Origin of the sequence: Ruegeria arenilitoris (assembly GCF_013032445.1) — a bacterium.
Taxonomy (GTDB): domain Bacteria; phylum Pseudomonadota; class Alphaproteobacteria; order Rhodobacterales; family Rhodobacteraceae; genus Ruegeria; species Ruegeria arenilitoris_F.
Genome location: NZ_WQCA01000008.1, coordinates 274,423 through 283,225 on the forward strand (window position 1 = coordinate 274,423; position 8,803 = coordinate 283,225).

11 protein-coding genes are annotated in these 8,803 nt (G+C 59.9%); 2 read left to right on the forward strand and 9 right to left on the reverse strand.

Annotation, left to right across the window (positions count from 1 at the left end; genetic code table 11):
- Nucleotide 1: 1 nt before the first annotated feature.
- On the reverse strand, nt 2-577 hold the full coding sequence (gene phnH, locus GOW98_RS13980; protein ID WP_170333025.1) for a phosphonate C-P lyase system protein PhnH: 576 nt from the start codon (nt 575-577) through the stop codon (nt 2-4).
- Nucleotides 577-1,035 carry a phosphonate C-P lyase system protein PhnG gene (phnG, locus tag GOW98_RS13985; protein WP_170333027.1) on the reverse strand — a complete coding sequence of 153 codons (459 nt, stop codon included), beginning with the start codon at nt 1,033-1,035 and terminating at the stop codon, nt 577-579. The genes phnH and phnG overlap by 1 nt, the downstream gene beginning before the upstream one ends.
- A 103-nt stretch (nt 1,036-1,138) precedes the next feature.
- Between phnG and phnF the strand changes: the two genes are divergently transcribed.
- The gene (gene phnF / locus GOW98_RS13990; RefSeq protein ID WP_170333030.1) at nt 1,139-1,849 is read left to right on the forward strand and encodes a phosphonate metabolism transcriptional regulator PhnF; all 711 of its coding nucleotides are present in this window, start codon (nt 1,139-1,141) and stop codon (nt 1,847-1,849) included.
- A 113-nt stretch (nt 1,850-1,962) separates the two neighbouring features.
- On the opposite strand, the gene GOW98_RS13995 is transcribed toward phnF, so the two are convergent.
- The 5 genes from GOW98_RS13995 to phnC all read right to left on the reverse strand — a co-directional run bounded on the left by GOW98_RS13995 (nt 1,963) and on the right by phnC (nt 6,692).
- The gene (locus tag GOW98_RS13995; RefSeq protein ID WP_170333032.1) at nt 1,963-2,577 is read right to left on the reverse strand and encodes a chloramphenicol acetyltransferase; all 615 of its coding nucleotides are present in this window, start codon (nt 2,575-2,577) and stop codon (nt 1,963-1,965) included.
- Nucleotides 2,578-2,596: 19 nt separating this feature from the next.
- A complete protein-coding gene (gene phnE / locus GOW98_RS14000; RefSeq protein ID WP_170333033.1) occupies nt 2,597-3,958 on the reverse strand; it encodes a phosphonate ABC transporter, permease protein PhnE in 1,362 nt (453 codons plus the stop codon).
- The gene (phnE, locus tag GOW98_RS14005; RefSeq protein ID WP_170333035.1) at nt 3,955-4,836 is read right to left on the reverse strand and encodes a phosphonate ABC transporter, permease protein PhnE; all 882 of its coding nucleotides are present in this window, start codon (nt 4,834-4,836) and stop codon (nt 3,955-3,957) included. The genes phnE (GOW98_RS14000) and phnE (GOW98_RS14005) overlap by 4 nt, the downstream gene beginning before the upstream one ends.
- A gap of 67 nt (nt 4,837-4,903) precedes the next feature.
- The gene (gene phnD / locus GOW98_RS14010; RefSeq protein WP_170333037.1) at nt 4,904-5,806 is read right to left on the reverse strand and encodes a phosphonate ABC transporter substrate-binding protein; all 903 of its coding nucleotides are present in this window, start codon (nt 5,804-5,806) and stop codon (nt 4,904-4,906) included.
- A gap of 64 nt (nt 5,807-5,870) precedes the next feature.
- Nucleotides 5,871-6,692, reverse strand: a complete 822-nt coding sequence (gene phnC / locus GOW98_RS14015) for a phosphonate ABC transporter ATP-binding protein (protein WP_170333039.1) — start codon at nt 6,690-6,692, stop codon at nt 5,871-5,873.
- Between the two features lie 163 nt (nt 6,693-6,855).
- Between phnC and rpe the strand changes: the two genes are divergently transcribed.
- Nucleotides 6,856-7,542, forward strand: a complete 687-nt coding sequence (gene rpe / locus GOW98_RS14020) for a ribulose-phosphate 3-epimerase (protein ID WP_170333041.1) — start codon at nt 6,856-6,858, stop codon at nt 7,540-7,542.
- On the opposite strand, the gene GOW98_RS14025 is transcribed toward rpe, so the two are convergent.
- Both GOW98_RS14025 and GOW98_RS14030 read right to left on the reverse strand, forming a co-directional pair.
- The gene (locus tag GOW98_RS14025; RefSeq protein ID WP_170333043.1) at nt 7,539-8,204 is read right to left on the reverse strand and encodes a Crp/Fnr family transcriptional regulator; all 666 of its coding nucleotides are present in this window, start codon (nt 8,202-8,204) and stop codon (nt 7,539-7,541) included. The two genes, rpe and GOW98_RS14025, sit on opposite strands and share 4 nt — an antisense overlap.
- Before the next feature lie 144 nt (nt 8,205-8,348).
- On the reverse strand, nt 8,349-8,552 hold the full coding sequence (locus GOW98_RS14030; RefSeq protein WP_170333046.1) for a hypothetical protein: 204 nt from the start codon (nt 8,550-8,552) through the stop codon (nt 8,349-8,351).
- Nucleotides 8,553-8,803: the final 251 nt, after the last annotated feature.

Below are 8,803 nucleotides of genomic sequence, written 5' to 3' on the forward strand. Positions count from 1 at the left end.
TCTAACCCTCCGCATTGATCAGCGTGCTGCGCGGCAGGGCCGCAAGCCTGTCATCGCATGTGAAGAAAAAATCGCAGCCCAGAGGGTAAAGCGCCGCGTTCGCCTGAAGCGCAGGCACGTCCGGCAGGGAAAGATGCGCCGTGTCTTTAATTCCCGGGCCAGTTAGTGCCGCTCCCGCTTGCTGCAGGTCGTCGCATTCGACAATCAGAGTGGCCGAGCGGTCAGGATACTCTGGTGTTCCGATGCGATATTGGGTCAGCGTCCCAAGGGCCTGCCATGTTCCAACGGCAAAGTCCGCCTCCGACGCCACCGCAATCGGCGCGCCCGTGTGGAAGGTCAGCCACTGGCGCACGGCATCCGTGTTCAAACCGCCCGCCAGATGCACGCGCGTATCCGGATCACACAAAGTCAGCAGCAAAGTGCCCGCTGCGACAGACAAGGGCGCAGGTGGCTGGGTGCCCGAGATCAAGCGGATGACACCCGGCCGCGCCATGACTGTCATTGCAGCACGGAAGGCATAGGCTGCATCGATCGGCGCGTTTTTGAACCCGCCCGAGAACTGAGTTTGCGCGTTCATCAATCCTCTCCCCGTACCAGCGTAAAGAACTCGACCTTCGTTGCCGCCGCTTTCGCGGCCCGGTCTGTACTGGCGGCCTGCATCTGCTGGCTGAGCGGTAAGATCACCCGGGCGCGAATGTCCCCGGCTGCGTCGGTCTGCATCATCGCGTCGATCAGCGCTGCGGCCTCAGCCTTGCGCTTTGACCGGCCCTGCACATAGCCATGCCCGACCGTTCCGTCCGTCAGCACCAGCGAACACCGCGTGACGGTCATTTCACCAAGATTGAACGGCGCGCCGGTACCGCCTGTCCGCCCGCGCACCATGACGCCGCCAACCTCAGGGCTACGGAGCCAGTCAAAGCTCGGGGGGGCGCCAACTTCGCCCCACAACTCCATCAACGCCCCCTTCGGGGCACGGGCCAGCAGGCCCATCCATTCCTTGCGCTCGGCGATAGCTATGTTCTGTTGATCCGCCATCGAAACCTCTTGGCCGGGTTGTCTATGTGAACTATACAACTAGACAAATATTACACCCCGGAAGTGAGTCCCGCAATCCGCAACACTGTGAAAGTTTGGTGACATGAGCAAAACACCGGTCTGGAAAAGCATCGCGCTTAGCCTGACCTCGGACATCGCCGAGGTGCGTTATAACACCGGAGACCGCCTGCCGACCGAGGCGCAACTAGCCGCACAACACGGGGTTAACCGGCACACAGTACGGCGCGCGCTGGCAGATATGGCAGAACAAGGGTTGGTGCATCCAAGACGCGGCGCGGGTGTGTTTGTGGCCGCACGCCCGACCGATTATCCGATTGGAAAACGGGTCAGATACCACAAAAGCATCTCGGCCAGCGGCAAGATACCGGGTAAGACGATCCTCTCGCTGACAACACGTGTGGCGGACGATGCCGAGGCCGAGGCGCTGGACCTGGCCCGGGGCGACAAGGTGCATGTCTATGACGGGTTGTCACTGGCCGATGGTCAACCCATCGGTCTGTTTCAGAGCGTCTTTCCGGCAGACCGCCTGCCTGACATTCTGGCAGCTCTGCAAGACACGCAATCCGTGACCAAAGCGCTGCAACGCTGCGGCGTCGCGGATTACACCCGCGTTTCCACCCGCCTGACTGCGCGGGCTGCAACTGCAACCCAGGCTCTGCACCTGCAATTGCCCGAAGGTGCGCCGGTGCTGTTTTCAGCCGGGGTGAACGCTGACCTGTCTGGTGCGCCGGTCGAGTACGGGCGCACCGTTTTTGCCGGGGAGCGGGTGACGCTGACATTGAACGACGACTAAGGCGGCAAGGACCTCCCGCCCATCTTCGACCTCCTTGCGGAGGCTTCATCCCGTTGGGCGCAGCCGATGCTCCTGCGGGTGCGGGAGCATTTCCATTCGCTGGTTCGGCAGACTTATTCGTGTTTTTCGAGAAAGGCTTCGGCGCCAAGCGATCGGAAGTCCGACAATGCGGCGCGCAGGCGTGTGTTGTCCCAGTCCCACCAGGCCAAAGCCAACATCCGCTCAGTAATATCTTCGGGAAACCGGCGGCGGATTGGTTTGGCTTTCACACCGCCGACAATAGTGTAAGGATCGACATCCTTTGTTACCACAGCGCCCGAGGCAACCACCGCACCATGACCAATCGTCACCTCCGGCTTGATGATCGCCGCGTGGCCGATCCATGTGTCATGGCCGATCACGGCTTTGCGACTGGCACGATAGGCGAACCAGTCCTGATCATCTTCGGCATCGTCCCAGTAGTCAGCAGACCGGTACAGGAAATGGTGCTGAGACGCCTTTTCCATCGGGTGGTCCGTTGCTCCGATCCGCGTGAAGCTGGCGATATTGGCGAATTTACCGATCTCGGCATTGGCGATATCGCAGGTCCGGTCGCAATAGGAGTAATCCCCCCAGACCGAGTTCGCGACGCGACTACCCGCGCCGATTTCGACATATTCCCCAAAACTGCTGTTCGTGATCTGGCAATCGGGATGAATGAACGGTTCGTATGGGCGCAGGCGTGGCATTGTCTTTCGTCCTTGGTCTTTACGGCTGCGGTTGTGCTTTCGCGACGCGCGGCTTGCGCTTTTTGTCCGTCTCACCTTGGATCAGACGCCGCCGCAGCCAGCCCGAGAACCAGTCCATCAGCATGACCATCAGGATGATCAGGACGATGTAATAGGCCACCTCTTCCCAATCCTTCTGGGTGATAATCGCCTGCGTCAGCAGCAATCCGATACCGCCGCCAGTGATCGCACCGATAACAGTGGCGCTGCGAGTGTTTGATTCGAGGAAATAGAGCAACTGGCTCAGCAGCACCGGCGTCACCTGCGGGATCACACCAAACCGATAGCGTTGCGGAGCATTAGCCCCGGTGGACTGCACGCCCTCGATCTGCTTGTTGTCCACGTTCTCCAGCGCTTCCGAGAAGATCTTGCCGAAGGTTCCGGTGTCAGTCACCAGAATGGCCAGCGCACCGGTCAGCGGTCCGGGCCCAAAGGCACGGGCCAGAACCACAGTCCAGATCAACGCATCCACGCCACGAACGAAATCGAACACGCGGCGAGTGGCAAAGCGCACGGTTTTCACAGGGTTAAAGTTGCGCGTCGCCAGAAAGGCCAGCGGCAGGGCGAACATGGCGGCTCCCAAAGTGCCCAGAAACGCCATCAGGATGGTTTCAAAGATCGCCCAGGCCACGTCCTGATGCCGCCACATCTTGTTGGCCCAGAAATCGTTCAGGATCGCACCAGCCTCACCGTTCATGGCCCGCCCAGCTAACTCAGGGAAAGACTTGCCGTAGTACGGGCTGTCGAGCGTGAACCAGAACAGTTCCCAGCCGGTAAAATACCTGAAAACCTCAGACCGGTTGCGGGTAACAGTCAAGCGGCCCGCATCCGTGGTAACCGTCAAGCGGTTCTTGGACACGCTGATCCACTCTGGCACGTCGCCTGCAGGCAATTCCGCTTGCACCCCGGCAGAACGGGTCGGCGTTGCCCGGACGATGCCATAGCCGGGAATGTCATATTCCACCGTTTCGGGACCAAAGCGCACGACATGGCCGTCTTCCAGATCAATCACCGTGGTCTCGCCCAACGTCACCCAGTCCGGGGCCTGACCTTCGGGGTAGGTACCCTTGCGCTCGCCCTCGATAGCGGCAGACACTTCGCCCGAGCGGTTGTCTCTCTCGATATGGGTTTTGTAGCTGTAGCTGTCCGCCACCAGCGTCTTGCCGTTTTGCCAGTTCGCCTGCGCGGCCAGCCCCGACACGTCGAAAGCAATGAACACATAGACCAGATAGGCCAGAACCAGCGCAGGCAGGCCGAAATTCACCAGCCTTTTGCGACTGAAAATGCGATCCGCCTCGGCCTTGAGCTCATCAACGGTCAGGTTGGTTGCAAAGGTGCTCATGCCGTGGCTCCTTTTTCTGCCCCGTGGGCCAGACGGTCGCGCAGATATCCGGAAATTTGATCCACTACGACGATTGTGACGAAAAGAAGGATGAAAATGGCCGCCGCCTCATCATAGCGCCCCTGCCCCCAGGACATCGCGTTTCGCAGCTCGTACCCCAGACCACCTGCGCCGACGAAACCCAGGATGGCCGAGGCGCGGATGTTGATCTCGAACCGCAGGAGGGCATAGCTGACGTAATTCGGCCCAACCTGCGGGATCACGCCCAGATACATGCGCTGTGACCAATTGGCGCCGACCGATTGCAGCCCCTCGACCGGTTTGAGCGAGGCGTTTTCGTTCACTTCGGAGAACAGTTTACCCAGCGCGCCCGCCGTGTGAACGGCGATGGCGATCATCGCGGGCACCGGGCCGCCGCCCAGAACAAAGATCAAAACCAGCGCGATTACAATCTCGGGGATGGCCCGGAAGATGTCCGAGATTCGCCGGAACAGCGGGATCAGCGACGGCCAATAGGCCATGCCCCGCGTCGCCATAAGCGCCAGAAACGTGCCCACGATGGTGCCAATCAGGGTCGATGCCGCAGCGATGTTCAACGTCTCGACCAGCGCCGGGAAGAACTCGACCAGATTGGCGGGCATCTCGGCGATCTTTTCCCAAGCCTCCGAAAGAACCTCGGCCGGATAGTCCAGAATCCGGTGCCAGCCGTCGATGAAGCTGCCCGCGTTGCGATCGTCAGCCGTACGAAAACCCGCAGCCATCAAGGCCACGAACAGGATCAGGAGGATACCACCATAGACCCGTTTGCGTCGCGCCATCGCGGTGTATTCGTCGCGGATCTGATCGACGGTCGGGGACCCAGCAGTCAGGTCTGTCATGGAATGCTCCTGAGTGGAAAAACGGGGCCCGGTTTTTCACCGGACCCCGATCATTGGATATGCAGGCTTAGTTGGACTTCAGCTTGCGTGCTTCGATGATGACTTCGTAGGCGTCATGGGTGATCGGATCAAAGCTCTTGGCTTCGCCCGCGGCCACGCCGTAGAAGCAATCCTGGTCTTTCTCGCTCAGAGTGTCCCACAGCTTGGTCACTTTGGCCTTTACGTCGTCAGGCAGTGCCTTTCGGACCACAACCGGGCCTTCAGGGATCGGTTTGGATTTCCAGATTTCGACCATGTCGTTCATGTCGACCAGACCGGCATCCACGGCGCGGCGCAGGGCACCCGACTGGTAGCCGTCTTCCCATTCACCCAGACCGTCGGCCCAGGTCACGCCACCGTCAACGTCGCCGTTGTTGACTGCAACGATGGTCTGCTCGTGACCGCCGGTGAACTTCACTTCACCGAAGTAGTCGCCCGATTCCATGGTCGAGCCGGTAGCGGCAGGGATTTCGATCGAAGGGATCAGGTAACCCGAGGTCGAGTTCGGGTCACCGAAACCAAAGGTCTTGCCCTTCATGTCTTCCAGCGAGGTGATGCCGCTGTCCTTGCGGGCAAAACCAACCGAGTAATAGCCGTAGCCGCCGTCGGTGTTCACCTTGACCAGAACCGGTTCAACGGCTTCGGGGTCAGACAGATAGGTTTTCGCGTAACCCGACGCACCCAGCCAGGCCACGTCGATGGTGCCGCCCAGCAGGCCTTGGATCACACCGTTATAGTCGGCAGGTGCGAACAGTTTGGTTTCAACGCCCAGCAGTTCTTCGGTGTAAACACGCAGACATTCGTTGTTGTTCAAACGGTCCTGAGCGTTCTCACCGCCCAGAATGCCGATGCGGAATTCGCTGATTTCTTGGGCCATGGCAGGTGCGGCCAGTGCAGTGGTCGCCGCCAGCGCAGCAATCAGGTTTTTCATCTGTCTTTCTCCAGGTTGATGTGCCGGCCTTTCATCGGGCCGGTCGATGAAAGGGGTGGTCGGCTCAGATGGTGGCTTCTGCTTCCATCAGGGCTTTCTGTGTGGCGTCCAGCGTTTCGATCTCGGTCGAGGTCGCCTCTTCCGAGAAGCTGGCATCGGCACCATAGATTTCGCGGGCAACGCCGGCGGTCAGTTGTTCGGGCAACCCGTCAAAAACGATGCGCCCGTCGCGCATACCAACAACGCGGTCACAATAACGGCGCGCGGTGTCCAGTGTGTGCAGGTTGGCGATGACGGTGCGGCCATCCTCTTCATGGATGCGGCGCAGCGCCTGCATCACCACCTGCGCGTTCATCGGGTCCAGCGAGGCGATGGGTTCGTCCGCCAGAATGATTCTGGGGTCCTGCATCAGGGCGCGCGCGATGGCGACCCGCTGCTGCTGACCGCCCGACAGGGCTTCGGCCCGCTTGGGGGCATGCTCGGCAATGCCCAGACGGTCCAGAATGTCGATGGCGCGGTGAATCTCGTCCATCGGGAACAGGTTGAACATGGTCGCCAGAGTCGAGTGGCGGTTCAATGTGCCGTGCAGCACGTTCGAGACCACATCCAGACGCGGCACCAGATTGAACTGCTGGAAAATCATCGCGCACTCGGCCTGCCAGGCGCGCTTGTCGCGGCCCTTCAACTGAGTCACGTCACGGCCTTCGAACAAGATTTGGCCGTCGCTTGAATCCGTCAGGCGGTTGATCATCCGCAACAGGGTGGATTTACCCGCACCCGACCGGCCGATGATGCCAATCATGCAAGGCTTGTCCACATCCAGCGTCGCCGCGTCCACGGCCACATTGTCGCCGAAGCGTTTGGTCAGTTTCTCAATCCGCAGCACGTGCCACCCCCAATTCGTGTTGGCGGTCAGGTACAGATGCTGCTCAACGGCATTGTGTCAGTGGAGTGAAAGTTTTGTAACGCCCGCCAGTTTCGCAGGGGCTACACTTTGCAGCTGACCGCAGGTATACGCGGGCCGACTCTTCAGCTGACACGAGGCCGCCATGAGCTTTGACCGCACCATCAAGATCGCCCCGTCGATCCTGTCCGCCGATTTCGCCAATTTCGGGCAAGAGATTCAGGCCATCGAGGCCCAGGGCGCCGATTGGGTCCATGTCGATGTAATGGACGGCCATTTCGTCCCGAACCTGACCTTCGGCCCGCCCGCCGTCAAAGCGTTCCGCCCGCATGTGAAAACGGTGATGGACGTGCATCTGATGATCACGCCTGTCGATCCCTACATTCAGGCCTATGCCGATGCAGGCGCCGATATCCTGACCGCGCATGTCGAGGCCGGGCCGCACACACACCGCACCCTGCAAGCCATCCGCGCCGCTGGCATGAAAGCCGGTGTCGCGCTGAACCCCGGCACCCCGGCCGAAGCAATTGAGCACCTGCTGGACCTGACCGATCTGATCTGTGTCATGACCGTCAACCCCGGTTTCGGCGGTCAGAAGTTCATCGACATGACAGGCAAGGTCCGCAAGCTGCGCCAAATGATCGGCGACCGCCCGGTGCATATCGAGATCGACGGCGGCGTTGATCCCACGACCGCGCCGTTGGTTGCTGCGGCCGGTGCCGACGTTCTGGTCGCAGGGTCCGCGGTTTTCAAAGGCGGGTCGGTGTCCAATCCCGAAGTCTACGGCGAAAACATCCGCGCGGTTCGCGCTGCGGCAGAAAGCGCAATCTAAACCATCTGCACGCGTGCTGCTTGCAGAAATCGCGAGATTTCAAGCCCGAGGCTGGCTTCAATGGAAATCGCCAGATCTGGTTGTTTCCGAAGTTCAGCGCTCAGCTCGGGCATCTCCCAGTCTATGATACGTGACGGCCCAAGCGCCGTCACGGTCACCGGCGCCTTAAAATCCTGATCTTTGCTCAGAAAAGCCGTGCCGCCGAGGAAACGCCCCTCGCCCAGCGTATCCACGCGATTGCCATTCATTTCGACGCCGACTTCACCGTCTACAATCAGCGACAGGCGGGGAACGGGATCGCCCTGCGTCAAAAGCCGTGTTCCGGCCGGAACGGTTCTCCAGACACCGGACTTAAGCAGGTTAAACGCGTCGCGTTCACTGAAATTGCGTAGCGCGGTTTCGTACAGATGCCGTTCGGTATCGGTAAATGGCACCGCGCGGCGTTCCAGCAACAGGCGTATGATCCAAAAGATGTTGATGCCCGTGAAAAACAGGTTCCACCCGATGGGCGCCCAAAGCGGCGTGCTTTGTAGATAGTAGTAGGGCAACAGGATCAGCGCCCCGATCACCGTCAGCACCCGCAGCCAGAAAATGTCTCGGACCGAGTACGAAATCAGGTAAAAGACATTCGCCGCATTCACCAACAGGTCCAAACCCACCATGCCTTGCCTCATCAGCTGTGCGCGCAAGATCCTGCAGCGCGTTTTTTAAAGGAGCATGGTGAGTTTAGCCGTGCCGTCGCCCGGCATGGAAGATTTCTGTGCAGTTACCCCGGCCGGGTGCTGAAGACCGGCAAGAGCGGTGACCTATTTGGAAGACAACCGAAGCTGGGGCGCGTGCTTTTTCGGATGACCCGAATAGCAGGCCGTCAGCTTGACCTTTTTATTGGGGTGCGATCCACCCGCACCGCCTTCGATCCCTTCGTCGCCGAGTATCGCCGCCTGCATGTCGTCCAGATCTTTGCTGTGCAGGATGCGTGTGCCGTTTTGTACGAACTGAAGTCCAAACATGGTGTTCCCCATCTTCTGACCCCTTGGCGCATCGTCCCGCGCACGGAGCGGGCTTTTAATGCGTTCAAGCGGAATTGATTGCGACATGAGGACAAATGGCGTTGTTCAAATCCGGCGCCGTTTGCCTCAAGGCTCAGATGGGGTCGCTTCTTTAGCGAAAGATGAAGACAGGATTAATCCGGAGGGTTTCGCTCATAGAAAAAGGGCGCCCCGAAGGACGCCCTTTCTTTGAGTGTTCGCTAGCGCGACTT